Raw genomic sequence first — 26,351 nt, 5'->3', positions numbered from 1 at the left:
AAACGTCAAACGTTAGGCGTTAACCGTTAAGCTGCATTGTGTATTTGTAACTTCTTGTCACTTTTAACGCTAAACGGTCTGATTATTCAGGTTGTGTGGGAAGGAATGATTATGTTTTAAACTAATAAATAGAACTGTTTTTAATGTCGAGCAAAACAACCAAGGTAATATGAGTGATTACTATCGAAGTATATTGTTAATGCTTCACGCACTGTAAGTGCTGCATCAACATTTATGCACCCTCATGTGTATTATTGTTATAGGCAAAATTTCTACTTCCAGCGCCCGCTTGACCAAATTGAGAATAATAACCAAATTCCACCGACGGCAGCACTCAGAAATCCAAGTATGCCGAATAACGGCAAACCAAATAATGTTGGCCCACCATCAACAGTCATCACGATAGAAGATCCAATAATCATAGCCGCTACCACATTACCAATTGCCACTCGACTCGCTGCCCGGTCAAGTTGATTGCCAAAGGCTTTTAATCTCGTTACATCAACATGTAACTGAAATCTACCGCTGCGCGCTGAGCGTAAAAGTTGTTGTAAGTCTTGCGGTAATCCACTTAACAATTCACCGGTATCGACAATGGCTTGCCAACCTCTTTTGGCCAATGCGTCTGGTGCATATCGTTGTAACATTAGCTGGTGTAATAATGGTTTCGCTTCAGACACCATATTAAAGTCAGGATCTAACTGCAGGGCCACACCTTCAAGCGCAATCAATGCTTTGATCAATATAATAATATCAGGGGGTAAGCTAAGACCATATTCTCTAAGCAGTGATATCAGTTCAGTCAACATCATGCTCAAATGGAAATTTTTTAACGAAACGCCATGATACTTATCAACAAACTCTTCAACTTCAAAAGTAAGATTTTCACAATTGAGCGGAGGATCGCCAGCCCAAGTCAATAATACATCAATAACGCGAGGTGCATCCAAATCAACCATGCTATGTAAAAGCGTTACCACTTGATGTCGACGTTCAAAAGACAGTCGTCCAACCATACCAAAATCAATGAATGCGATTCGATTTTCAGGCATATAAAAAATATTACCTTGATGGGGATCTGCATGATAAAAACCATCAATCAAAATCATTTTCAACGCAGCTTGACCGCCATACTTGGCTAACAGTTTTCTATCTAATCCTGCATCTTCCACGGCTTCTACATTTCGCCCAGCAATACCATCAATAAACTCTTGAACATTGACGCGTTCACTGCACCACGACCAATACACTTTAGGAATAATGATGTTAGGATTACTTTTGAAATTTTTAGCCACCCTTTCAGCATTGCGACATTCAGCCAGTAAATCCAATTCCCGCCTTAGAGAATGGGTAAATTGGCGTACTACCTCACGAGGTCTAAAACGGCGCAATGTCGGTGACTCTGACTCCATCACCTCGGCAATACGGGCAAGTAAACGTAAATCGGCTTCGATAACGGGCATTATGCCTGGCCGGCGAACCTTAATAATCACTTCAGCGCCATCATGTAGACGAGCTCGATGAACTTGGGCAATCGATGCGGCAGCAAAAGGAGTTGGATTAAATTCGGCAAAAGCCTGTTGCGGACTACATCCTAAGTCTTCGTGTAATTGTTTACAGATCAATTCAAATGATACCGGCGGTGCATGATTTTGTAATTTTGCAAACTCTACAGTCCACTCTGGTGGAAATAGATCTGAACGCGTAGCAAGGATCTGTCCTAGTTTGATAAAGGTTGGCCCCATTTCAGCTAATGCATGACAAAATCTGACCGGAGATTCTAACTGAGTGATTTCGGCAGCATGCTTCCAATGCAGAGCCTTACCAGCGACATTGAATACATTCGCGAGTCCAAGTCTTCGCAGTACATCGCCAAAGCCATAACGGATTAAGACCGAAGCAAGTTCATTCAGTCGGCCGATATCTCGAGCTGTACCTAACGTCTCCCAAAGCATGCTTCACCTGTCTATTTACTTTTATTTTGGGAAGAATTAGATGCTGATTTCTCATCCATTTTTTGTACAAATGCATCAAGAAAACCTGCTGCCGCATAAGCGAGGTTACTTGTTATTTTTGCTGCAGAATCTACTCCAGCAGTCACAGTATCGCTTAACCGTTCACTGAATTGTTGGTTTAACAATGTTGAAATTTCAGTTACTTTCTGGCCGACTGCGGTGCCGCTTACTCGACCATGACGAGCCAAATCATTTAAGGTACCGGATACAGCCTCATTAGCCTCTTTGGCTACGTCTTTCAACGTATCTAAAAACATAACTTCAAGCTCACTAAGGTCATTAAGGGTGCGCTGTAAATCCTGTTTACTAAAGGTGTTAGCATGAGAACTTGCTTCTTCAACGGCTAATTTGGATGCTTCTGCCGCAGAACACAAAGCATCATCAAGACCCGCAACAGCCTTCACTAACTTGTCTTGGCTATTGCGACCATGAGCACCTAAACCCGTGCCTTTAACCACGCGGCCTGCAATCTGAGTGATCTCATTGAGATCCAGTTTGCCTTCACTCAATGCTTTAAGAGTAATGCAACGAACGGTTTCCCGAATATCCTTATCTGCCTCAACCGCCTCTTTAATGGATCCTTCGAGATTGTCACAATGATGACTTGTATCACTTTTAACTGTACTCATATTGATCCACCTATAAAACGTCAGGTTGCTATAATAATCCATTACTATCATAGTATTAGTAATGCTATTTAACATTTTTTGCTAACCAGCTTTGGCTAAGAAAAGCTGAACGATTCTGATACATAACAGCAAATAAAAATAACACTTACCTAATAAATCTAAGTCAAATGTACTAATGAAACCTTGATGCATCTCAAAAATGTAGCGAATAGCGGACAATATTCACACAACGCTGGAAACTCACTTTTTCTACTGTTCAAATTTGAGTGAATGTTAAACTACATGTGTATATCGAAAGTGCTTCAATTGTATATAAGTCTGGAGTCAGCTTACAACTTGGTAGGCTTAGACTTTATATTCTCCGCTTTATTAAATCAGTAGCTAAAATGTATGCGCTTCAAAACCTAAACTTTGACATACTTTTGGCGGGATGGAAGGATAGCTTGCTTGTGATAAAGAGAAACCTAGGGCTTAACGCTCTACCTTTTGCCCAAACAAAAAGGCCTTATCTTTCGATAAGTTCTTTTGTTAAATCTTGCGGAGGGATAGCTTGCTTGTAATAAATAGGAACCCGTGGGTTCAAAGTCCTATCTTTCGCCCAAACAAAAAGGCCTTATCTTTCGATAAGGCCTTTTTGTTTGAATGTGGCGGAGGGATAGGGATTTGAACCCTAGAACGGGATAAACCGTTGCCGGTTTTCAAGACCGGTGCATTCGACCACTCTGCCATCCCTCCGAGCGGGCGAATAATATGACAATGGCTGTTTTGTGTAAAGGGTAAATTGCAAATAATTTGTTAAGTGGTGATTAAATGTTCAAGTTAACTGTAATTGCAGTATCGCGATTGATTATTCACTGACAGCTAAGCCTCTATACTGATGATGAACAGAATATGTGGCTTGCTGTGTTCTTAAACGGGCTCAACGGCAGTCGAATTGTGCTAATCAACTTAAGCTGACCATTTTTGTCATTTAAAATGTGATTAAACAGCTGATAGCGGCGACTTTGCTTGATTTGATTAGGCTTAATGTTTACCTTTACTGCAAGTAATTTTGCCAATGCCAAGGATAGCGAGATGCTTTCAGAACAAGCATTCGAGATGATAGATATTGTTGCCCGTGTGGGCAGTTTTACCGCCGCAGCCAATAAATTGAATAAAGTCCCCTCTGCGGTGAGTTATGCCATTAAACAGATTGAAGATGACTTAGGGGTAATATTGTTTGAGCGTCACCATCGCAGTGTTAGTTTGACGCCAGCCGGTGAACATTTTGTGGCGCAGTCACGCGAGATAATGACCAAGCTTAATAATATTAAACGTGATACCCAGAAAGTGGCTAATGGCTGGCGCCCTTCTTTATCTATTGCGATTGACAACATGGTTCGCGCAGACAAAATCAGTGGCTTAATTGCTGATTTTTATCGCCACTTTACCGATATTGAATTGATTATTCGCTTAGAAGTTTATAATGGCGTGTGGGAAGCATTGTCGACGGGTAAAAGCGATATCGCTATAGGAGCAACCTCAAGCATTCCTGTTGGTGGCACTTTTAAGTCGCGCGATATGGGAATGATTCAGTGGTCTTTTTTAGTCGGTAAAAATCATCCGTTAGCCAAAACAGAACATGCGTTAACCGATGACGAGTTATTACAGTATCCGTCAATTTGCTTGCAAGACACGGCTCATAATATTGCCCACAGGCCGAATTGGTTGTTAAATAACCAACGTAGAATTGTGGTACCTGATTGGATCAGAGCAATAAATTGTTTTAGAGAAGGCTTAGGTGTGGGCTACATGCCCTATCATTTGGCTGATATTTTTATTAAAGCCGGCGCGCTAATAGAAAAACAACTCGCCACCCCAAAGCAAGACACAGCCTGCTGTTTAGCCTGGAATAATGCCAATATGACGCCTGCTATGCAGTGGGTGTTAGATCACCTCGGCGACACCGAGAAACTAAAAAAAGAGTGGCTTAGCTAAGCCACTTTTGCAAAATAAGTTTTTGTTAATAACATTACTTATACAAACGTTTATGTTAAATTAGCGACTATTAAGATGATGTTTGTTATGAATTAATTTTTGTTTAATGTACATTGCTTACGCTATACAAAAGGATTTAGCTTCAGAGTGAAATATTTTTTTGTGAAAGATATTTTTCTCTTTGAGCAAATCATTGAGTTAACACCTGGAGACGATAATGAATCAACAATCAGTTATATCACCTAGTCTATCGACTACTGATGTCAACAAAATGCTAAAAAACACTTATATGTTGCTGGCAATGACATTGGCATTTTCTGCAGTAACTGCAGGTTTAGCCATGGCAATCAACATTGGCCCAATGATGTCTTTAGGCTTATCACTGGGTAGCTTAGTGTTATTATTTGTAACCCTTAAAAAAGCCGACAGTGCTGCTGCTATATTTTGGGTGTTTGCCTTTACCGGTATGCAAGGCGCGTCGCTCGGTTACATTCTTAACCATTATGCTGGTATGGCAAATGGCCCTGGCTTAATTATGCAGGCATTAGGGTTAACCTCTATCATTTTCGTGTCGCTTTCAGCGTATGCGTTAACCACTAAGAAAGACTTCTCATTTATGGGCGGCTTCTTATTTGCGGGTTTATTAGTAATGATCGGTGCTATGGTCATTAACATATTCGTTGGTAGCTCAATATTATTTATGGCAATGAATGCAGGTATTGCGTTGCTAATGACTGGTTTCATTCTATATGACACTAGTCGTATCGTGAATGGCGGCGAAACAAACTACGTTCGTGCGACTATTTCATTGTACTTAGATTTTTTGAACTTGTTCATAAGCCTACTACATTTAATGGGTATTGGCAGCGACGACTAATCGTCGATAGAGTTCATCAGCAAATTACGTTAAAATGACCCTACATTAGGGTCATTTTTTTTATAATGAGCAAATTCATCATTCAAGTAAACGGCAGCGTTTATGGCTCTACAGCCAGTTTTCGCGCGTTATCATTTTGCCAAAGCGCATTAGCTAATGGCCATCAAATTATCAACGTCTTTTTCTATCAAGATGGCGTAACCAATAGTAATGCTCTCACCTGTCCTGCATCTGACGAAATTGATATGCATTCCAATTGGCAATCATTGTCATCAGAACATTCAATATCGCTAACCAATTGTGTGTCTGCTGCGCTGCGTCGTGGTGTGTTATCACCACAAGATGCTACAGAGAATGGTAAACTACAATGGAATAGCAGTGACGCCTTTACCATGGGCGGTTTGGGTGAATTAGTGGTCGGTATTGAACAAGCTGACAGGTTGATTAGCTTTTAACGTATTAGTGGAAAAGACAATGAAATCACTGGCAATTATGTTTAGGCATGCACCATTAGGTACCACCAGTACCCGCGAAGGGCTGGATTTTGCCATGCTCAGTGCCAGCTTTGAACAACAAGTGAGTATTATATTTACCAATGAAGCGGTATTACATTTACTGGCAGGCCAAACACCTGAGCAAGCAGGATCTAAAGATTATGTAGCGGCATTTAAAGCGCTTTCTCTTTACGATATTGATACCGTGTTGGTGTGTGCAGAGTCAATGCACACTTTAGGATTACAGCCTAATGACCTTAGTATTACAGCGACGGTGGCGACTCCAGAGGTTATTACTCAAACCCTGCAAGCCGCTGATGAGGTGTTAGTATTTTGATATTACATCATATCCAAACATCAGTAATGGCTGACAATGCCTTAAGTACGTGCCTACGGTATATTTACCCTACAGACAGTATTTTATTGTCTAGTGATGCAGTGAATTGTTTATTACAAACCCAGTGGCAACAAGCTTTAGCAGACGTAAAGCTGTTTGTGCTACAAGATGATGTTGTTGCTAGGGGTTTATTTGATCGCTTGATGATTATTTTAGCCAGTGAAGCTGCGGGCTCTTTTGATATTATTGATTATTCACAATTTGTTGAACAATCTTTGTTACACGATAAGGTGATCACTTGGTAAACTTTTTTGAATTTAATGGCCAACAAATTGAAACCGATCATCAAGGCTATTTAAAAAATGTTAATGATTGGCAAGAACCTATGGCGATTGCGATTGCCGCCACTGAGAACATCGAGTTGACCGAGCAACACTGGGAAGTTATCCGTTTTGTGCGTAATTTTTATCTGGAGTACAAAACCAGTCCTGCTATACGTGTGCTGGTCAAAGCTATTGGTCAACGTTTAGGTGCGGATAAAGGTAACTCTAAATACTTATATACCTTGTTTCCGGTTGGCCCTGCAAAACAAGCAACTAAAATTGCAGGGTTACCCAAACCTGCAAAATGTTTATAGCTGATTAATGCTTACAAAAAAGCCCGCTCAAGATAACTTAAGCGGGCTTTTTAAATGGCTAACCTTAACTGAGGTTATTTTGGAAATATATTTTCTATCACTATAAATGCTGCTTGAGCTAGTTGAACAATTACCAACAAAATAAAAAAGAAGATAACTGATAAATAGATAAGCCTACGATTATCACGCCGACTTGAACCCATTACTGGTTGTACCAACCCTTATAAATATGTGACCAACTCAAACTGAGTGACACAATTTCCAATACAACGTAAAAATAAAATATGTGCTGCGACACGGTAACGCCATTAACACGATTTACGGATTACGGGATTACTCAACGCGCTACAACATACAGGTTTTTTAGAACGACGAAGGTCTAAAGCTCTATCTTGTACACGACTGACAATTAACACCCTAGCCACACTCAAAATGGACCGCGGCTAGGACTATATCAATTGGCCAATCATATTAGCCCATAACATTAACCAATCAGGCTTAAACCGCCCATGTATGGACGTAAAGCTTCAGGTACTGTGATGGTGCCATCTTGATTTTGATAGTTTTCAATTACGGCTACTAACGTACGGCCAACCGCTAAACCTGAACCATTTAAGGTGTGCAATAAAGCAGGTTTGTTATCTGCTTTGCTACGGTATCTAGCTTGCATTCTACGCGCCTGGAAATCTTTCATGTTTGAACAAGATGAAATTTCTCGGTAAGTATTTTGCGCAGGTAACCACACTTCTATATCAAAGGTTTTACTTGATCCAAAGCCCATATCACCAGTACATAGCACCATAGTGCGGTACGGTAAGTTAAGTAACTGTAATACTTTTTCAGCGTGCGAGGTAATGTCTTCCAATGCTTGCATTGAATGATCTGGATGAGCAATTTGCACTAATTCTACTTTGTCGAATTGATGTAGACGGATCACACCACGAGTATCACGACCATAAGAGCCCGCTTCACTGCGGAAACATGGCGTTAACGCCGTCATTTTCATCGGAAGTTCAGTTTCATCCACAATCATATCGCGCACATAGTTAGTTAATGGCACTTCTGCAGTTGGAATAAGTGATAAACCTTGGCCTTCTTCGGTGGCCGGTTTAGTGTGGAATAAATCTTCACCAAACTTAGGTAATTGACCTGTGCCTAATAAGCTTTCTTCGTTAACCAATAACGGTACGTATGTTTCTGTATAGCCATGTTCAGTGGTATGTAAGTCTAACATAAACTGACCTAACGCACGATTTAAGCGAGCAATTTGACCACGCATGATAATAAAACGTGAGCCGGAAATTTTAACCGCGTTTTTAAAATCTAGTCCTTCTAATGCTTCACCTAAGTCAATATGATCTTTCACTTCAAAGTCGAATACTTTTGGGGTGCCCCAACGACGTACTTCAACATTGTCGTTTTCATCAGCACCTACGGGAGCCGATTCGTCTGGCAAATTTGGCACGCTCATGGCGATGCTATTGATCTGTTGCAACAACTCAGCAAGCTCTGCTTTCTTTGAATCTAGCTGTGCACCTAAATCACCCACTTGCGCCATAATGGAACTGGTATCTTCGCCGCGTGCTTTAGCTTGACCAATCGACTTAGAGATCGCGTTACGCGATGCTTGCAAGTCTTCTGTAGCAACTTGTAGCGATTTACGCTTTTCTTCAAGTTTGGTCAAATTATCGACATCAAGAATAAAGCCACGAGTGGCTAAACGCTCGGCAGTAATTTCCAGTTCATTACGCAAAAATTTTGGATCTAGCATGTTGTGAGTTCTTTTTAGTTAAACACGTGAAAATATAAGCTGTTGACCTAAATACACCATAAAGAGGCATAAGGTGACATTCAACAACACATTTAAAATAGCTTTATGCCATAAACCTTCTTGCAATAGCAGTAAGGTTTCATTCGAAAAAGTCGAAAACGTAGTTAATGCACCTAATAGACCAATGCCAATAAGCGCTTTAATTTCAGGGCTAATATGACTCAATTGCCCTAGCGCATAAACGGCGCCCATTAAAAACGATCCCAATAAATTGACTAACAGTGTACCAAAAGGAAAACTGCTTCCAAATACCTGGATCATAAAAATTGAAAGAAGATAGCGTAAAACTGCACCAATTGACCCACCTAATGCCACCAACAACACATTAGTCATAGCGTTTGTCCTCGCTTTGTTGATCAAGTTGGTTTAATTGGGCCAATTTATCTTGAATGCGCTTTTCAAAACCTCTGTTCGTGGGTTGATAAAATTGACTGTGTTGCAGTGATTCTGGAAAGTAATTTTCGCCCGCAGCATAAGCACCAGGTTCATTATGTGCATAACGATATTCTTTGCCAAAGCCAATGTCTTTCATCAGTTTGGTTGGCGCATTACGCAGATGGTTGGGCACAGGCTCGTGTCCCGTTTGTTTTGCTAACTCGCGAGCAGCACCAAATGCACTATAAACGGCATTACTTTTAGGAGCACTGGCTAAATACAATACTGCTTGTGCTATCGCTCGCTCACCTTCAGCAGGCCCAATGCGGTGATAACAATCCCAGGCATTAAGCGCTACAGTCATCGCTACTGGGTCGGCATTACCAATGTCTTCTGAGGCAATTGCTAATAAACGGCGGGCAACATATAAGGCATCGCCGCCACCTTCTAAAATACGGCAATACCAATACAAAGCGGCATCGGGCGCTGAGCCCCGTACAGACTTATGTACTGCTGAAATTAAATCGTAAAATTGATCGCCATTTTTATCGTAACCCGCAGCTTGGTGTCCGGCAACTTGCGTCAGCATCTCGGTGGTAAACGCGCCAGCATCTGCCACTAAATCGCTCATTAACTCAAGCAAATTAAGCGCTTTACGTGCGTCACCATCACTTATGTCGGCCAATTGCTTGGCTACATCGGCAGGTAATATTAATTGGCGTTTACCCAAACCACGTTCAACATCGACTAAAGCTTGAGTGACAATTAAGTTAATTTCGTCAGAGCTCAGGCGATTAATAAGGTAAACACGTGCACGCGACAATAATGCGTTATTGATTTCGAATGAGGGGTTTTCGGTGGTGGCACCGATAAAAATAACTGTGCCGTCTTCAATAAAAGGTAAAAAGGCATCTTGCTGGCTTTTATTAAAACGATGAACTTCGTCGACAAATAACAAGGTACGTTGTCCGCGACTTTGGGCAATGGCTTTAGCTTGTTCTATAGCGGCACGAATGTCCTTTACGCCAGATGTTACCGCAGAAATACGTTCAACATGGGCGTTGGCATAATGGGCAATTAACTCTGCTAATGTGGTTTTTCCCGTACCGGGTGGGCCCCACAGCAACATCGAATGTGCTCGGTTTGCCTCTAGTGCCTTACGCAGAGGTTTACCTTCACCTAATAAATGTGCCTGACCAATGTATTCGCTAATGTCCCTTGGACGCATACGAGCAGCCAAGGGGCGAAAGTCTGGGGCAAAATCAAAACCTAAATTAGCCATAAAACGTCTTAGTTAGCTTGCTTTAAACGTTGATCGTCTATATCAACGTTATCAGGCACGGCAAACTTAAATATGTTTGCTTCGTTGTCTTTCACTTTACGTTGTTGAGTTAAGGCAAATTGACTTAGGTTGCCTTGCTCGTCAGTTAAGTTAAATTTAACTAACTGGCTAGCTTCAAAACACACACTCACGGCTACAACATTGCTGTTAAGTTTTTTAGGTTGAATATCAAAACAGGTTGATTTTCCGCTTACGGCACGCTTAGTGACCGAATACTTAGCCCATGTGGCTTCGTCTCGATGCACTAACAAAGCCATAGGTGATGCATCAACGGCTTGAGCAACATCCATCACAGTCACTTCTTCCGCAAAAGGATTATAAATCCATAAATTAGCGCCATCAGCCACAATTAATGATTCGTCTGGCTGAGTTAAATGCCAGTAAAATTGATTCGGATACGCAAGTGCAAATACCCCGCTTCCAGTTTGAATAGGCTTACTGTTAATGTCAGTCACTTGCTGGGAAAATGTCGCATGTAAGCTATCAATATTAGATAGCTTAGCGCGTAATTCGGTTGCGTCATCGGCCATTGCGGCAGCGCTGCTTAAACTTGTGGCTAGTAATAGGCTTAATACTGTAATACGTTTATTCATCATCATTCCTATTATGTTCTCGGTGGTGGCGGAGCCAACACTTCACGATTACCGTTGTGGCCTTGGGCTGTCACAATACCTTGGCTTTCCATCATTTCAATAATGCGGGCGGCGCGATTGTAACCAATTTTAAATTTACGTTGTACGCTAGAAATTGAGCCGCGGCGAGTTTCGGTAACAAATGCTACCGCGTCATCATATAACGCATCCAACTCTTCTTCACTATCGGAGGTTTCACCGGGTAACAGTACTTGTTCACCATCGGTAGCACCATTAAGAATTTCTTCAATATATTGTGGCTTACCACGAGCACACCAATCGGCTACGACTTTATGCACTTCATGATCATCAATAAACGCACCATGAACACGATTTGGCAAACCAGTTCCAGGAGGTAAATACAACATATCACCCATGCCTAACAAGGTTTCTGCGCCTTGCTGATCAAGAATGGTACGTGAGTCAATTCGTGACGACACTTGGAACGCAATACGGGTTGGAATGTTAGCTTTAATCAAGCCTGTGATCACATCAACCGATGGACGCTGTGTCGCTAATATTAAGTGGATACCTGCCGCACGTGCTTTTTGCGCGATACGAGCAATAAGTTCTTCAACTTTCTTACCGACAATCATGATCATGTCAGCAAATTCATCGACGACCACAACAATAGAGGGCAGTTTTTCTAATGGTGGCGCATCGTCTAACATGCTTTCTGACGACTTCCATAATGGATCTGGAATGTACTCCCCTTTGGCGGCGGCTTCTTTAATTTTAAAGTTATAGCCTTTAAGGTTACGTACACCTAATGCCGACATTAATTTATATCGACGCTCCATTTCACCCACACACCAGCGCAGTGCATTAGCCGCTTCTTTCATGTCGGTAACCACTTCACACAATAAATGTGGAATACCTTCATACACCGACAATTCGAGCATCTTAGGGTCAATCATAATAAAGCGGACATCATCTGGGCCCGATTTATACAACAAACTGGTGATCATGGCGTTCACACCGACCGATTTACCTGATCCCGTTGTACCGGCAACTAATAAATGCGGCATTTTGCCTAAATCAACGACCACTGGCTCACCGGCAATATCTTGTCCTAACACCATAGACAATGTCGACTTGCTGTCTTTAAACGCAGCAGAATCGAGTACATCGCGCATAAACACCGTTTCACGGAACTTATTCGGTAATTCTAAGCCTACATAAGCTTTACCAGGAATGACTTCAACTACACGCACGTTTTCAGATAATAATGAACGGGCTAAATCTTTCGATAAATTGGTGATTTTAGACGCTTTAACCCCTGGAGCTAATTCAAGCTCAAAACGAGTAATCACAGGTCCAGGATATACCCCTACTACATTGGCGATAATATTAAAGTCAGCCAGCTTTGTTTCAACCAATCGAGCGACTTGCTGCAATTCAGCTTCACTGATGGGATTTTTCTTACGATCAGGAACATCAAGCAATGTAATACTCGGTAGCGGATCCATTTTTTGACGAGCTTGTTGAGGGTTTTGGCCATCAATTACCACAACACCATCAACAATTCGGACATCTTTTTTCGGCTTTTGCTGTGCAACTAATGCCCCTGTTGAATGAGGCTTATTAAATGCTTCTTCAAAAGGCTCATCTGCGATATCGAGATTATTAATTGCAGGGCTATCATTAACGCCATCATTGTCGTCATCAATATCAAAATCGACATCATCTTTTGTCGCAACCCAAGGTGCAAAAGATGTGTCGTCATTATCGAGTTGCATCGACGGCTCTTGGCGATCATCTATATCAAGTTCATCGTCATCAATGTCTGAGACGATAATATCTTCAACAGGTTTAGCCTTGCGACTAAAGAAACTGCGTTTTTTCTCAACAATAGGTGGCGTCTCTATGGTTGGCTTGGTATGAATTGGTATTTCGACTGCCGTTTTGCTCTGCTTATCCAGCGAGGGCTCATTTTGAAGATCAATTTCATTACGGCGCTGGGTAAACTTATCCACTAATGACATAAAACCTTTGGTATCTTCGGTCTCACGTTCACGTTTAAATACTCGAGGTAATGTCCATATTTTTTTGGCTAACCAGATAGAACCTAAACCCGTTAACTCAATAATGGTTAACCAACTCACACCTGTCGCTAAGGTGAAGCCTGCACCAATAAAACACATTAATAGTAATGTGGTGCCGAGCTTATTAAAATAAGGCAACATGGCCTGACCAATAACGTCACCAGCAACGCCACCAGCTGAAAACACAAACATATTGTCGGCATTCATACTGACCAGTGCAGCTAACGCCAGCAACATCAGAATAAAGCCGATAATTCTTAGACCAACAGAAAAATAATCGATTTCGAACACTCGATGCGCGCGATTAAAAATAAACCAGCCTGTTGTGGCTATCATCATGGGAATTAAAAAAGCGATAAAACCAAAGAAATAAAACAGCACATCGGCTGTCCAAGCACCTACAGCACCAGTCCAGTTATGAATTTCACCTTGGAAATGCGACTGACTCCAGCCAGGATCACTTGGATTGAAACTGGACAATGCCAATAGAATATACGTTGCAACCATGCAACATAATATAAGGCCACCTTCAAGCAGCCGTTGTAGGCCACTGAGTGTTTTAAGACTATTTTCCTGAGTCAAACGAAAGCATCCATAAAAAGTGAAAAATAAGGGTTAAGATAACAGAATATCACTGTATTTGCAGTGATTATGCACCTTGAATTAACCAAGCTCAATCGATTGTTATGTCGAATTAATCAAGAAACATAAAAGCATGGATGAAGCTAATCAAGATGATGATTTTATATACAAAAAATGTTTGATTAACGAAAAAGATGAACATAGGCAACGACAGTCATCTATAATTCATCATTCTGGCTGCAAAAACTGGATAAGAGATAAATCTCGCGGGGTTAGCCTAGGTTATATAACGCAACCTTGTTGGTTTGTTTAACCTCTTCCATTACTACATAAGTACGAGTGTCTGAAATAGAGGGTAGTTTCAGCAAGGTTTCACCTAATAATCGTCGATATGCAGACATATCTGACACTCTGGTCTTTAATAGGTAGTCAAAATCACCAGAGACTAAATGGCATTCTTGGATATCATCAAGCAATTGAACTGCACGGTTAAAGCGGTCAAAAATGTCTGGCGTGTCGCGATTTAGAGTGATCTCAACAAAGACTAATAAAGAAGCACCGAGAAAATGCGGATTAACCAACGCGGTGTAACCACTAATAAAACCTTGTTTTTCAAGCCTTTTAACTCTTTCCAAACATGGTGTAGGACTTAAGCCAACTCGTTTAGATAGTTCAACATTTGAAATGCGACCGTCCTGTTGAAGTTCATTTAAGATATTACGATCAATACGGTCCAAATCTTTCACTGAAAAGCTTTTACTATTTACCATATATTCAACCTTGTTTTGTCCTTAAAACAATACTTCTGCCTATTAATTATCGAAATTCAGCAACATAATCTGCTAAAGCAGCACTATACTAGAGTCACCTGAAATAAGCACGTTCAGGTCACAATTAATAACAACTATACCCACTTGAAGTGGGGTTTTTTATGTCAATCGAGGCTCAAATAATGATTATTGGTGTTCCAACAGAAATCAAAAACCACGAATACCGTGTAGGCATGGTCCCTTCAAGCGTACGTGAATTAACCATAAAAGGTCACGTTGTTTATGTTCAATCAGATGCGGGTGTGGGTATTGGTTTTACCGATCAAGACTATATTGATGCGGGCGCCTCGATTTTAGCTACAGCAGCTGAAGTGTTTGCTAAATCAGACATGATTGTAAAAGTTAAAGAGCCACAAGCAGTTGAACGTGCAATGTTACGTCACGACCAGATTTTATTCACTTACTTGCACCTTGCACCAGATTTGCCACAAACTGAAGAATTAATCACCAGTGGCGCTGTTTGTATTGCTTACGAAACAGTCACTGATGATCGCGGCGGATTACCATTACTTGCCCCAATGTCAGAAGTTGCTGGCCGCATGTCAATCCAAGCAGGTGCTCGCGCACTTGAAAAATCATTAGGCGGCCGTGGTATGTTGCTTGGAGGTGTTCCAGGTGTTGAGCCAGCTAAAGTGGTCATCATTGGTGGCGGTATGGTTGGTACAAACGCAGCACAAATGGCTGTTGGTATGGGGGCTGATGTTGTTGTTTTGGATCGCAGTATCGATGCATTACGTCGTCTAAATGTTCAATTTGGTTCAGCGGTTAAAGCTATTTACTCAACAGCTGATGCTATTGAGCGCCACGTATTAGAAGCTGACCTTGTTATTGGCGGTGTATTAGTTCCTGGTGCTGCAGCACCAAAGTTAATCACTCGTGACATGGTTAAGCGCATGAAACCTGGTAGTGCAATTGTTGACGTTGCAATTGACCAAGGTGGTTGTGTTGAAACATCGCACGCTACCACTCACCAAGACCCTACTTACATTGTTGATGACGTAGTGCATTACTGTGTGGCTAACATGCCAGGTGCAGTAGCGCGTACTTCTACGTTTGCATTAAACAATGCAACACTACCTTACATTATCAAGTTAGCTAACCAAGGTTACAAACAAGCATTATTAAATGACAAACATTTATTAAATGGCTTAAACGTAATGCACGGTAAAGTGGTCTGTAAAGAAGTGGCTGAAGCGTTGAACCTTGAGTTCACTGAACCAAAAAGCCTACTTGCTTAAATGAATAAGTAATTAATTTATTTTATTCAATCAAAATGCCGCATTAATATATGCGGCATTTTTTATGTTTATTAAGCGCGAATATCAAACACTATTATCAAAAACTAATATCCAAAACTAATATTAAAATATACGAGATTGTTTCGCCAATAAATCAAAGAAGTCATTTTTCGGCATAGGTTTATAAAAATAATACCCTTGCACCGCTTCTATATTCTGTTTTTTGATGAAATTTAATTCAACTTCAGTTTCAACACCTTCAGCGACAATTGACAGATCTAATGCCCGACTCATACTGACAATAGCTTCAATCAACGCTTCATGTCGCGCCCCCAATGAAATTTTCTGGATAAAGGATTTATCAATTTTAACTTGATCCACTGGGAAGTTTGCCAAATACGATAAAGATGAATAACCAGTACCAAAATCATCTACTGAAATTTGCATTCCACGATGCCGAAGTTCTGTTAATAATTGGCTAATCGATGATTGTTGTTTCATCATTAATGATTCGGTGATCTCTAAAGTGATCAACTGATACGGGATCTCGCCGCCTAGCGCTTCTGAAATGTTATCAAAATAGTTTAAAAAGCGTTGTTGTAGATCGCTCGTCCAAAATTCAATCGTCGATACATTAATGGCAAAAGGAATGGCGTAACCGCTTTTTTGCAATGCGATGATACTGGTTAACGCTTGCGTTCTCACCCACTCACCTATTTGAACTATTAAACCCGACTCTTCTGCAATAGGAATAAACTCATCTGGCGAAATAAATTGACCATCATGTATCCAGCGCAATAACACTTCTGCTTTAATGATTTGGCCACTAAACGGATTCACAATGGGTTGATAATACAGTTCAAATTCATTATGGCTCAATGCAGATTTAAGGTGTAAGTACAATTCAGCATGTCTTTCAGCATCTTTTTGGATTTGCTGATTAAAAAACTGCAGACAATTACGACCTCGAGATTTTGCGTTGTACATAGCTTGAGTGGCGCAATTTAATATTTGTTCCACATTATCAGCATCGTGTGGATAACGAGCTAGGCCAGTACTCATGGATAACATGACATCTTGACCGCCAACAATAAAAAGCTTTTTCAACTCATTCGTTAGATCATCAAAAAGACTAATTAATGACTCGGAACACATTTTACCCGGTAACACTAATGCAAATTCATCAGCTGCAATACGTGCAATAAGAACATTATCAGGAATGGCACTCAGTAAACGCTGCGCGACAAATTTCAATACAAGGTCACCATTATCATGCCCGAGGGTGTCGTTAATTTGTTTAAAATGGTCGATATCCATCAACATCAAGCTAAAGTCTTGCTTACAACCGTTAACGCTGTCTTCTGAATCTATCATTGCTTGTAGACTTTCAAACAAGTATTTACGGTTCGACAATCCGGTAAGTTGATCATAGTTGGATTGAAAGTTAATCATTTTTTCAGCGTTTTTACGTGCGGAAATATCGGTAATTAACCATGCAAAACAATTCTGTTGCGTAAAACTATCCCTAATAACGGTCACATTAAGCGAGATATCAATAATATCATTGTCGGTTTTAAGACCTTTTAACTCCCCTTGCCAAGGGTGTCCGCGCTTTAAATGCTCAAATAAATCTGCTACTACATCTTGTTGGGAGTGACTCAAAAAGCGATTAACATCAAATAATTTAAGATTGGCGTAATAGGTAGACGTTAAGGATTTAAAAATTGGATTGGCTGATAATACCGAGTTGTCTTCACTGGTAATAACTAACGCAATGGGCAAGCTGTTAAATATTTTGCTACTTAACCGTTGAATATGCATTCCACGGCTTCGTTCAATGGCTAAACTGGCCAAACGTGCCGCTTCTTGTATTAGGTGTAAATCTTGCTCCGACGGCGATTTAATCGTGTCATAGTACATGGCAAAAGTACCGAGTACATTTTGATTACTGTCTTTTATTGGTTCAGACCAACACGCTTTTAATCCGGCTTTTAAAGGTATCTCTTTAAAATTTTTCCAATTTGGATGATGCTCAATATCTTCAACAATGACTCTTTCACGTGTAAATGCTGCTGCGCCACAAGAGCCCACATCAATGCCTATCTCTGTACCGCTAATGGCATTGTTATACTCTTCAGGAAGGTTAGGAGCTGCGCACGATAGTAACCTTTTACCGTCATCACTCAACAAAAGCACTGATGCACGAGTGCCAATCTTTTGTGCTTCAATCAATAAAACTAAAGCATGAAGCATTTCGCCTAATGGCAGCCCCTGCAATACCATATCGAGTATTGTACTGTATCGCTCAATACTCGATTCTCGAAAATCATACTGGTTGGTATCTTCAACTAATTTATTGATATGCGGCCCTATATCCATATGACTCCGTTATTCTATCATCCAATTTACAACACAACTTGCTAATAAACATTATGCATTTATCATAATTTTATCAATGTAAAACTGAAAATTAATTCAATAAAGTTAACATCAAAGATGCTTCTAGCGGGTAAAGAAAGGGGGGGGGATTAGGATGAATAGGTTTCGGCCAGCCTACGGACTTGTCATTAAATTAAAGGCAACTTAAAGTGATGTAGATGATATTTGTGAGCATTTGTTTTGAGATGGATAAATGTACTAAAGTTTAGGTGCTGGTTGAACCCAGCGTTCAAAGAGATTGATGGTTTTTATCGGTTTATCAATATCATCATTGTAATTTAATGTCGCGATACTGAATCTCTTGTTCGTTCAATCAAACTGACTTTTGTCTCTTTACACCGTTATAGCCATGTTCAAATACACCCATTACTTTATCGAACTCATGTACGGATATTTTTTATAATCAAAACGACCCAACTATTAGAGTATGTGTCAGCAACCAATTAAGCTTTTTAAATTTGACGCATACAAAACATAAATGGCTAGGTAGATTAAAAATATAGGGACTATGGGAATGTTATTAGAATCGATGTTCTATTTCATTGTGATTAGTAAAGCAGATAAAGAGAATTCACAGTATTATGTCCGATGAACTTTACCTTTTTTGACAGGAAAAACTTATGTGAAATCAGACAGTTTATTCTGTTGTTCAGCCAATAATGTTAAAAAATCATTTTTTGGCATAGGTTTGTAAAAATAATACCCTTGTACCGCATCGATCTGTTGCTCCTTAATAAAATCAAGTTCAGCTTGGGTTTCAACCCCTTCTGCAATGACCGATAAATCTAGCGCGCGACTCATACTAACAATAGCTTCAATTATCGCTTTGTGACGTTCACCTTGTGCTATTTTTTTAATAAACGACTTATCAATTTTGATTTGATCCACTGGGAAATTAACTAAATAAGATAATGACGAGTAACCAGTACCAAAATCATCTACCGAAATGTTTAAACCTCGACGCCTAAGCTCTTCTAGTAAGAGATTAATATTACTCTGTTGTTTCATCATTAGTGACTCAGTGATTTCCAACGTGAGCAATTCGTAAGGGAATACCGTTAAATCGAACTGTTGCTGTATTGAATCAAAATAATTCAAAAAACGTTGCTGCAGTTCGTTTGACCAAAACTCAATAGTAGATACATTTATCGATAATGGTAATGGGAGTTGACGCTGTTGTAATTCAATAGCACAGACCACAGCTTGGGTTCTAACCCACTCTCCGATTTGTACAATTAATCCCGATTCTTCTGCAATGGGAATAAATTCCTCAGGAGAAATAAATTGGCCATCATGTAGCCATCGAAGCAACACCTCAGCTTTGATAATTTGACCAGTAAAGGGATTCACAATGGGTTGGTAAAATAACTCAAACTCATTATTACTAATGGCGTTTTTTAAGTGTAAATGCACTTGAGCAGTTCGTTCTGCAGCTTGTTGAATTTTATCGTTAAAAAACTCAAAACAATTGCGCCCTTTTGCTTTAGCATTGTACATAGCTTGACTAGCACAATTTAAGATTTGCTCAACATTGTTGGCATCATCTGGAAAGCGAGATAAACCAATACTCATAGACAACATCAGGTTTTGGTCTGCTACTGTCATGTTATTACTTAAAATATCACTGAGTTTTCTGGCAAGCTCCATTAAAGTATCCGCTTCAATGCGTCCAGGAAGTAACAGCACGAATTCGTCTGCACCAATACGTGATAAAAGTGCATTGTCAGGAATATTCTGTAATAAGCGTTTTGCTAATTTTTGTAAAACGGCATCACCACAGTCGTGCCCCAAACTGTCATTAATTTGCTTAAAATGATCTAAATTCATCAACAACAGACTAAAGCTTTGGCTTATATGCTCTTGTTCGTGTGTAGCCTCGATCATTATTTGTAACTGTTCAAATAAATACTTTCGATTTACTAATCCCGTTAAATGGTCATGATTAGCTTGAAAATCAATGGTTTTAGCAGCATGTTTACGCGCACTTATATCCGTAATAAGCCAAGCATAACAATTTTGTTGTGTAAAAGAGTCTCGAATAACCGTCACTGTCAGGTCTATATAAATAATGTCATTGTCAGATCTTAAACCTCTCATTTCACCTTTCCAAGCATGACCATGAGAGATTGTATTAAACAAATCTGCCACTTTTTCTGGTGCTGATTGACTTAAAAAACGTTGGACATCAAATAATTTAAGATCTTTATTATACGAAGTGGTTAACATTTCAAATTTTGGATTTGCCGACAATACAGAGTTGTCTTTATTGGTAATCACTAATGCCATAGGCAAATTATTGAAAATATTATTACTTAACCGTTGAATATGCATTCCACGGCTTCGCTCAATCGCTAAACTCGCTAAACGAGCCGCCTCTTGAATGAGATACAGATCTTGTTCAATTGGTGATTTAACTTTGTCGTAGTACATAGCGAACGTGCCGAGCACGTTATTTTTGCTATCTTTTATTGGCTCAGACCAACAAGCTCGCAAACCTGCATTCAGTGGTATTGATTTGAATGGCTGCCAATTTGGATGGTTTTCAATATCTGCAACAATAACACGTTCACGCGTGAATGCTGCAGCACCACAAGAACCTGCATTCGGGCCAATTTCAATACCATTAATGGCGTGCGTGTAAACTTCAGAGAAATTTGGTGCTGCACCTAATAATAGTCTTTTACCATCATCGCTAAGCAATAATACGGAAGCAAATGTGCCCATTTTTTGGGCTTCTATAAGTAATACAATTGCGTTAAGTATTTCGCCGAGAGGTAATCCCTGCAGCACCATATCTAAAATGGTGCTATAACGTTCAATACTCGATTGCTGAGAACTAATTGAGGGTAATTCAGCCGTCACTTTTATATTACTATTTGTTCCTAACGTCATACATCCCCGAGCATTGTTATTTTATCTTGCTGTCATAGACTAATTTATGAAAATAAAAAAATATTAATTTAAGTGATGATAGCAAGATTCAATTACTTATACAGTGAGCTACTACCAATTGATGAGACACCAACACCAATCGACTTAAAAATGCCAACTTAGTATTTAGCCGTAAGAAGTGTTCTATCAACTTATAAAGACCGTGTTATTCAGCTATTCGTTCCATCTTGGCAAGATAGAAACCATCAAATCCGCGCTCTGAAACCAAGATGTTTTCATCTTCGATTAGCGTGAACTGTGGATTGTCTGCCAGAAATGCATCAATTTGATCGCGATTTTCTTCAGGCATGATTGAACAAGTCGCATAAATTAATATCCCACCGACTTTGACCATACGGCTGTAACTTTGCAAAATATGCTTCTGCAATTCAACCAACACAGGCAAACGCTCAGGAGTATCACGCCACTTTGAATCTGGATTGCGTTTTAGCACACCAAGTCCAGAACAAGGTACATCTAATAGCACACGGTCAGCGGTTAATTTTAAGCGTTTAATGGTTTTTGAACTGGCAATAATCCGCGTTTCAACGTTATGGGCACCTGCACGTTTAGCGCGAGTTTTAAGATTATCCAGTTTCCATTGCTCAATATCCATCGCGAGCAAACGGCCCTTACCTTGCATTTGTGCCGCAATATGCAAGGTTTTACCGCCCGCACCTGCACAAGCATCAACAACACGCATACCTGGTTTTGCATCAACAGCATTAGCAACTAATTGTGAACCAGCGTCTTGCTGTTCAAACCAACCGTCTTTAAATGCATCGGTACGAAATAATGCTGAGTCTGAAGTGACCTCAATAGCAGAAGCCACATCGCTTACTTCTATTGCCGTTACGCCTTCTTTTTTAAGTCTTTCAATAAGGGCGTCGCGATTACATTTCAGTTCATTAACGCGTAAATAGCGTTTTGGTTGCTCTGCCAGTGCCGCACGTTCAGCAGGCCACTTGTCACCCAATTGTACTTGACCAAGCTCATTTAGCCACTCAGGACAACCATCCCATAATACAGGGTCTGTTTTGGCTTGTTCTAGATTAGCCTCAAATGCTGCTTGCTCTAGTTGCAATGAATACTGCATTTTAGGTAAATCTAAGCCATGAAATACATGCCAGCCGTTAAGTAATTTTGACCCTAAACGATCAAATTCTTCTGGTTTAATATCAACAAGAAAACAATATAAGTTTAAACGACGTAAAATATCGCCGGTGACTTGCGTGATCCGCGCTTGCTCTGATGGGTTAAGCGTTAAACCAGAAAAATGCTCTGAATAAGCTCTATCTAATGGTTTTCCTCGGGTTAACACCATGGTTAGCACATTTAAGACTAACTCTGATGAACTGCCTGACAACGGATAAGTCAACATGGGGGCTCTCTATCTAATATAACGATCAATTTAAAAACGTGCTGATCATAGGGACTAAAGCTGTTGATAGCAAGGCCATATCAGCCTTTACCCTTCACTTTGGCAGCATAAAAGAGTCAATCATTCTATGTTTATAGATTTTCTGTGAATGACCTTTTGTAACATCACCCGACCTTAATACATTGAAGCGACCCCTTCCCCCTTTCACAACTGCGTGATGTTATGTTCACTAATGTAAAACATAAAAAAAGCGGCCCGAAAGCCGCTGATGATTTAGTGCAATGTATCTGTAATCAAAACCAGATTACATTCTTGAGCCTTTAGCGCCATAGAATAAAATAAACGCATAACACACAACTGGTAAAATAAACGCCACTTGCAGGCCCATGTTATCGGCCATCACACCCTGTAATAACGGTACAATTGCGCCGCCAACAATGGCTAAACATAATATGCCGCTACCTTGTGAGGTGTGTGGACCTAAATCTCGCAATGCTAAGCTAAAGATAGTTGGGAACATAATCGAATTAAACAATCCAACTGCCAAAATTGACCACATGGCCACAGCGCCAGTACTGTTCATTGCCACTAACACCAGTGCTGCGGCAACAAAAGCGTTAAACGCTAACATGGTACCTGCTGGGATTTTTTGCATAATCACAGAACCGACAAAACGGCCTATCATCGCCCCGCCCCAATAGTAGGTGATATATTTAGCGGCTTCTGCTTCTTGTAAACCGGCAACTTGTTCTTCGCCTAAAAAGTTAACTAAAAAGCTACCAATAGACACTTCAGCGCCAACATAGACAAAAATACCGACAGCACCCAACACTAAATGCATGCTTTGTAAGGCACTGGTTTTACCATTATGCGTTATCACGCCAGTAGCAGAATCATCACTGTGTTCAGCAATGGTAGGTAAATTGAGTTTGGAAAAAATTAACGCGAGCAAGCCTAACATTGCAGCCAGAATAAGGTATGGAAGCTTTACCACTTCAGCTTCTGATTGCGCTTGGCTTAAGCCTTCTACCGCACCAGATGCAACAGACAATATTAATACAGCACCAAAGAAAGGAGCTACAGTCGTCCCTAATGCGTTAAATGCTTGGGTTAGGTTTAAACGACTTGATGCGGTTTCAACTGAGCCTAACGCATTGACATAAGGGTTTGCCGCCACTTGTAGAATGGTGATCCCAGACGCCAATACAAACAGTGCACCTAGGAATAATCCATAAGTTGCAAACGCTGCAGCAGGGTAAAATAACAAACACCCGATACAAGCAATGACGAGCCCAGTGACGATACCTTTTTGATAACCTAATTTTTTGACTAACTTACCTGCTGGTAATGAGACTAAAAAGTACGCCCCAAAGAAACAAAACTGGATCAACATTGCTTCGGTGTAATTGAGTGAGAACACCGCTTTTAAATGTGGGATGAGAATATCATTTAAACAGGTAATAAATCCCCACATGAAAAACAGTGAAGTCAATGACACTAGAGCAAAGCGATAACTACCGCTGTCACCTGTCACTGTTGTTTGTTGAGTACTTTGCATTGATGAAGCCATAGAGTGGTCTCTTCTTGTTAATTATTGTTATATTGCTTTTTTGTCTATCTATAATGACGGCCATATAAGATATGACTGTTAGATGCATTAGCTTTTATATTGTTTGTATATTGAAAACTATCGAAACAAAAAAGCCGAAATACATGAGTATTTCGGCTTAGTCACACTACTTTCCAAGCAAACCATAAAAACTGGCAAAACTTGGTAACACAATGGTCGCTGGATGCTGTTTATCTTGCGCGCCACTGAGTAAACCATGGCCCTCTAAGATCGAAGATAAAGGTAACTCTTTTAGGTCAAAGGTTTGTTGCGCTGCAGATAAGTTAAACAGGACTAATATTCGTTGTTGATCTTTGCTGCGGATGAACGCTAATACATCAGCATGGCTATCAATAAACTGAATATCACCTTCAATCAGGATATTTTGCTGTTTGCGCCACAGTAAAAAATGACGATAACTGTTCAGTATTGAATCTTGATCTGCTTCTTGTACATCTACGGCACTATTATTGTGTAACGGATCTATTGGTAGCCAAGGTGTTGCGTCACTAAAACCTGCATTAGGCGCTTCTTTTACCCAAGGCATTGGCGTGCGACATCCATCACGGCCTTTAAACATTGGCCAAAACGCTATTCCGAATGGATCTTGTAATTGACTAAATTCAATCGGAGCTTCAGTTAAGCCTAATTCTTCACCCTGATAACTACACACACTGCCACGTAATGAAAACAACATCGCATTGAGCATTTTCACCATTGTTGGGTTAACACTGTCTTTACCCCAACGAGATGCAACACGCTTCACATCATGATTGCCGATAGCCCAACATGGCCAACCATCACCAATGCTGGCTTCCAGTTCTTCAACGGTTTGGCGAATATAAGCCGCGCTAAAGTCATCCGTTAACAACTCAAAACTGTAGGCCATGTGTAAACGGTCATCACCCTGGGTGTATTCAGCCATCGTGGCAAGTGAATCTTCAGATGACACTTCACCTAAAGTAACCGCGCCAGGGTAACGATTAATTAATGCACGTAACTCTTCAATAAAACCAACTGTTTGTGGGCGAGTATTATTGTAGTAATGGTATTGGTAAGCATAAGGGTTATCTTCACTGAAGCCACGGCCTTGACGCTTATCTTTTGGTTTAGCAGGGTTATCACGTAATTGTTCATCGTGATAACAGAATGTAATCGCATCTAGACGGAAACCATCAACGCCTTTTTTAAGCCAAAATTCAACATTATCGAGCACAGCTTGACGAACCTGCGGACAATGGAAATTAACATCAGGCTGACTTTTAAGAAAATTATGTAAGTAGTATTGCTGACGGCGTGGTTCCCATTCCCAAGCACAACCACCAAAAATAGCGAGCCAATTGTTAGGCGCACTGCCATCATCTTTTGGATCGGCCCATACATACCAATCGGCTTTATCATTATCACGACTTTGACGACTTTGCTCGAACCAATGATGTTGATCTGAGGTATGACTGAGTACTTGGTCAATCACCACTTTTATATTTAGTTGATGGGCTTTCTCAATAAGTTGGTCAAAGTCGGCCATGGTGCCAAACAGTGGGTCGATTTCAAGATAATCACTAATGTCGTAACCAAAGTCTTTCATTGGTGATTTGAAAAAAGGCGAAATCCAAATTGCATCAACATTTAAACTGGCAATATAATCAAGTTTAGCAATGATGCCCTGCAAGTCGCCGACACCGTCACCATTAGAATCCATTAAACTGCGTGGATAGATTTGATATATCACTCCACCGCGCCACCAGGTTACCTGATCCATTGCTTCCCCTTAGAATTAAGCTAACCCCAAAACACCTATGAGTTACCTTGATGTTGCGGCTGGGTAACAGCTCGCTGTTGTTTTTCATTACCCCGAGGATACGTGAATAAGGAAATCAGGTTCAATACACCTGCATACGTATGCAAAGAATTAATTGATCTATCGCACATATTAAAATCAATAAAAGGTACATAAATACAACAGATTAACTAGTATAAATGGCACCACCAAGATGTTTCACAATTGTAAAATCCAGCCACTAATTCGCCACTAATAACGTTGAATACGTATGCATAATATTGTCGGCAAAACTGTACTGGGAGTAGTATCGTCACTGTTGTGCAACAATTTGGTCATAACTTCGGCACTTATGCAGTCACTTATAAAG

At 40.3% G+C, this 26,351-nt stretch carries 20 protein-coding genes and 1 tRNA gene; 7 read left to right on the top strand and 14 right to left on the bottom strand.

Features of this window, described 5'->3' with window-relative positions; all coding sequences use genetic code 11:
* Nucleotides 1-272: 272 nt before the first annotated feature.
* From SFRI_RS09295 to SFRI_RS09285, 3 genes are all read right to left on the bottom strand, one after another.
* Nucleotides 273-1,955 carry an ABC1 kinase family protein gene (locus tag SFRI_RS09295; RefSeq protein ID WP_011637273.1) on the bottom strand — a complete coding sequence of 561 codons (1,683 nt, stop codon included), beginning with the start codon at nt 1,953-1,955 and terminating at the stop codon, nt 273-275.
* 11 nt (nt 1,956-1,966) lie between these two features.
* A complete protein-coding gene (locus SFRI_RS09290; protein ID WP_011637272.1) occupies nt 1,967-2,644 on the bottom strand; it encodes a DUF6781 family protein in 678 nt (225 codons plus the stop codon).
* Between the two features lie 645 nt (nt 2,645-3,289).
* A tRNA-Ser gene (locus tag SFRI_RS09285) sits at nt 3,290-3,379 on the bottom strand.
* Between the two features lie 339 nt (nt 3,380-3,718).
* Here SFRI_RS09285 and punR point away from each other — a divergent pair.
* The 6 genes from punR to SFRI_RS09255 all read left to right on the top strand — a co-directional run bounded on the left by punR (nt 3,719) and on the right by SFRI_RS09255 (nt 6,966).
* Nucleotides 3,719-4,621, top strand: coding sequence for a DNA-binding transcriptional activator PunR (gene punR / locus SFRI_RS09280; protein ID WP_011637271.1), 903 nt, complete (start codon nt 3,719-3,721; stop codon nt 4,619-4,621).
* Nucleotides 4,622-4,838: 217 nt separating this feature from the next.
* Entirely contained in the window at nt 4,839-5,498 is a 660-nt protein-coding gene (locus SFRI_RS09275) for a Bax inhibitor-1/YccA family protein (protein ID WP_011637270.1), read from the top strand.
* A 65-nt stretch (nt 5,499-5,563) separates the two neighbouring features.
* Nucleotides 5,564-5,953 carry a sulfurtransferase complex subunit TusD gene (gene tusD / locus SFRI_RS09270; protein WP_011637269.1) on the top strand — a complete coding sequence of 130 codons (390 nt, stop codon included), beginning with the start codon at nt 5,564-5,566 and terminating at the stop codon, nt 5,951-5,953.
* A 19-nt stretch (nt 5,954-5,972) separates the two neighbouring features.
* The gene (gene tusC / locus SFRI_RS09265) at nt 5,973-6,329 is read left to right on the top strand and encodes a sulfurtransferase complex subunit TusC (RefSeq protein WP_011637268.1); all 357 of its coding nucleotides are present in this window, start codon (nt 5,973-5,975) and stop codon (nt 6,327-6,329) included.
* On the top strand, nt 6,326-6,634 hold the full coding sequence (gene tusB, locus SFRI_RS09260; protein WP_011637267.1) for a sulfurtransferase complex subunit TusB: 309 nt from the start codon (nt 6,326-6,328) through the stop codon (nt 6,632-6,634). Before tusC ends, tusB begins: the two co-directional genes overlap by 4 nt.
* Entirely contained in the window at nt 6,628-6,966 is a 339-nt protein-coding gene (locus SFRI_RS09255; protein WP_011637266.1) for a TusE/DsrC/DsvC family sulfur relay protein, read from the top strand. Before tusB ends, SFRI_RS09255 begins: the two co-directional genes overlap by 7 nt.
* A 484-nt stretch (nt 6,967-7,450) precedes the next feature.
* On the opposite strand, the gene serS is transcribed toward SFRI_RS09255, so the two are convergent.
* The 6 genes from serS to lrp form a co-directional block, all read right to left on the bottom strand.
* Nucleotides 7,451-8,737 carry a serine--tRNA ligase gene (gene serS / locus SFRI_RS09250; RefSeq protein ID WP_011637265.1) on the bottom strand — a complete coding sequence of 429 codons (1,287 nt, stop codon included), beginning with the start codon at nt 8,735-8,737 and terminating at the stop codon, nt 7,451-7,453.
* Between the two features lie 18 nt (nt 8,738-8,755).
* Nucleotides 8,756-9,130 (bottom strand): fluoride efflux transporter CrcB, encoded by a 375-nt coding sequence (crcB, locus tag SFRI_RS09245; protein ID WP_011637264.1) that lies wholly within the window; start codon nt 9,128-9,130, stop codon nt 8,756-8,758.
* Nucleotides 9,123-10,454 (bottom strand): replication-associated recombination protein A, encoded by a 1,332-nt coding sequence (locus SFRI_RS09240; RefSeq protein WP_011637263.1) that lies wholly within the window; start codon nt 10,452-10,454, stop codon nt 9,123-9,125. The genes crcB and SFRI_RS09240 overlap by 8 nt, the downstream gene beginning before the upstream one ends.
* Nucleotides 10,455-10,462: 8 nt before the next feature.
* Nucleotides 10,463-11,107 (bottom strand): outer membrane lipoprotein periplasmic chaperone LolA, encoded by a 645-nt coding sequence (lolA, locus tag SFRI_RS09235; RefSeq protein ID WP_011637262.1) that lies wholly within the window; start codon nt 11,105-11,107, stop codon nt 10,463-10,465.
* A gap of 11 nt (nt 11,108-11,118) precedes the next feature.
* Entirely contained in the window at nt 11,119-13,773 is a 2,655-nt protein-coding gene (locus SFRI_RS09230) for a DNA translocase FtsK (protein ID WP_011637261.1), read from the bottom strand.
* Between the two features lie 272 nt (nt 13,774-14,045).
* Entirely contained in the window at nt 14,046-14,543 is a 498-nt protein-coding gene (lrp, locus tag SFRI_RS09225) for a leucine-responsive transcriptional regulator Lrp (protein ID WP_011637260.1), read from the bottom strand.
* A 182-nt stretch (nt 14,544-14,725) separates the two neighbouring features.
* Between lrp and ald the strand changes: the two genes are divergently transcribed.
* A complete protein-coding gene (gene ald / locus SFRI_RS09220; RefSeq protein ID WP_041412915.1) occupies nt 14,726-15,841 on the top strand; it encodes an alanine dehydrogenase in 1,116 nt (371 codons plus the stop codon).
* A gap of 123 nt (nt 15,842-15,964) precedes the next feature.
* Here ald and SFRI_RS09215 read toward each other — a convergent pair whose 3' ends face one another.
* The 5 genes from SFRI_RS09215 to SFRI_RS09195 all read right to left on the bottom strand — a co-directional run bounded on the left by SFRI_RS09215 (nt 15,965) and on the right by SFRI_RS09195 (nt 25,963).
* Nucleotides 15,965-18,220, bottom strand: a complete 2,256-nt coding sequence (locus SFRI_RS09215) for a bifunctional diguanylate cyclase/phosphodiesterase (protein WP_011637258.1) — start codon at nt 18,218-18,220, stop codon at nt 15,965-15,967.
* A 678-nt stretch (nt 18,221-18,898) separates the two neighbouring features.
* Nucleotides 18,899-21,172 (bottom strand): bifunctional diguanylate cyclase/phosphodiesterase, encoded by a 2,274-nt coding sequence (locus tag SFRI_RS09210; RefSeq protein ID WP_011637257.1) that lies wholly within the window; start codon nt 21,170-21,172, stop codon nt 18,899-18,901.
* A gap of 205 nt (nt 21,173-21,377) precedes the next feature.
* The gene (locus SFRI_RS09205) at nt 21,378-22,592 is read right to left on the bottom strand and encodes an RsmB/NOP family class I SAM-dependent RNA methyltransferase (RefSeq protein ID WP_011637256.1); all 1,215 of its coding nucleotides are present in this window, start codon (nt 22,590-22,592) and stop codon (nt 21,378-21,380) included.
* A 304-nt stretch (nt 22,593-22,896) separates the two neighbouring features.
* Entirely contained in the window at nt 22,897-24,162 is a 1,266-nt protein-coding gene (locus SFRI_RS09200) for a sugar MFS transporter (protein ID WP_011637255.1), read from the bottom strand.
* Nucleotides 24,163-24,328: 166 nt separating this feature from the next.
* On the bottom strand, nt 24,329-25,963 hold the full coding sequence (locus tag SFRI_RS09195; protein ID WP_011637254.1) for an alpha-glucosidase family protein: 1,635 nt from the start codon (nt 25,961-25,963) through the stop codon (nt 24,329-24,331).
* Between the last annotated feature and the right edge of the window lie 388 nt (nt 25,964-26,351).

Source organism: Shewanella frigidimarina NCIMB 400 (assembly GCF_000014705.1).
Lineage (GTDB): Bacteria > Pseudomonadota > Gammaproteobacteria > Enterobacterales > Shewanellaceae > Shewanella > Shewanella frigidimarina.
The sequence above is the reverse complement of the archived record's forward strand: the minus strand, read 5'-3'. Positions and strand labels throughout refer to the sequence as shown.